Annotated in this window: 1 protein-coding gene; it reads right to left on the reverse strand. The window is 34.9% G+C overall.

Going from position 1 to position 1,515, the window contains the following annotated elements; translation table 11 throughout:
* Positions 1–69: 69 nt before the first annotated feature.
* Positions 70–1,398, reverse strand: a complete 1,329-nt coding sequence (locus tag JMY09_RS14325; RefSeq protein WP_201624620.1) for a site-specific DNA-methyltransferase — start codon at positions 1,396–1,398, stop codon at positions 70–72.
* Between the last annotated feature and the right edge of the window lie 117 nt (positions 1,399–1,515).

Here is a 1,515-nt window from a genome sequence, read left to right on the forward strand (position 1 = left end):
CAAAGGTCATGCCATTTGCTAAGCTTTTAAGAACTTGTTTGCGATAGTCTAGTGAATAAGTCATGATAATTAAGTATATCTGTTGAGATGTTTTATCTTATAACACTTTTGTATTTGATACACTATATTATTATCACTCAATACTCTCTTCGTTCTTGTATATTCTTCAGATTTATCGTTTTCAATTTTAGAGATTTCTTCAAGATACTCGGGTGTGTTTTTCAAATTGGAAAGAGTAAGCTTCACATTGTACAGTTCTTCTTTCTTTTTCCCTTTAAATGCATATCCAGAGATGACACTCCTCATCCTATGTGATGTAATGCTCTCAGAAACAACTTTATCCATTTCTATAAGAATAAATCTTCTACTTCCTTTATCTTTTTTGTTTTGATTAAGAACAGCATGTGCTGTTGATCCAGAACCAGCAAAAGAATCCATAACGATAGAGTCTTTATCCGTAGAAATTTGGATAATCCTCTGTATCAGTTGCCATGGCTTTGGAGTATTAAACAATTCTTCCTCAAAATCACCCAGAATTGATCGCAACTCTGTTTTTGCTCCTGAGTTAGTCCCTGCAAATTTGTGTTCCCACCATGTAGAAGGAACAACACCATCTTTTACTTCTGATAAAAACTTTTTTATTCTTGGACTGTTGTTTCCTTTCTCACCCCACCATACTCGGTTATCATCATCTAGTTCCCAAAGCGAAGTTTCAGACATTCTCCAATATGTTCCTTTAGGAGGGCCAGATATAACATTACCTCCAGGACAAGAAATTTCGTATGTACCTTTACTATAGTAGTTTCGCGATTGTAATGCATTAGTTGTCCATTCGCCTCTTGGATCATTATCCGGATTAGAATAATCTTCGTCTGTCTCAGCACTTCTAGGAAGTAAATTTCTTTCCCATTGCTTCTTTTTTAAAGCATAAATAATCACATAATCATGCATTTCTGAAAAATGACGAGCATTATTTTTAACTGTATATATTTTTTGCCAAGCAATTGTAGCTACAAAATTGTTTGATCCAAAAATTTCATCCATTAAAATACGAAGTGAAGCTACTTCGTTATCATCTATAGAAATAAAGATTGCCCCGTCATCTTTTAAAAACTGTTTTAGTAGTACTAAACGAGGATACATCATACATAACCAACGGTCGTGACGATCTAAGGTTTCCCCTTCTTTACCTACCACTTCGCCTAGCCATTTTTTGATTTCTGGACTATTCACATTGTCGTTATAAACCCAACCTTCATTGCCAGTGTTATAGGGTGGATCAATATAGATGCACTTTACTTTTCCAGCATAGCGAGGTAATAATGCTTTTAGGGCATCTAAATTATCACCTTGTACGATAAGATTTCCACTATCAGCATCCCCACAAGATATAGTCACTGCACTACAAAAGAGTTATGTTTTGGATGAATATCATAAAACAATTTAGATAAGTCATTTTCCATCCAACCTTGGCGTAAAAACTTCACTTGAGCCCACTTCTTCTCGATGGGATTT

The organism is Psychrobacter urativorans, from assembly GCF_904846695.1.
GTDB classification, from domain to species: Bacteria; Pseudomonadota; Gammaproteobacteria; order Pseudomonadales; family Moraxellaceae; genus Psychrobacter; species Psychrobacter urativorans.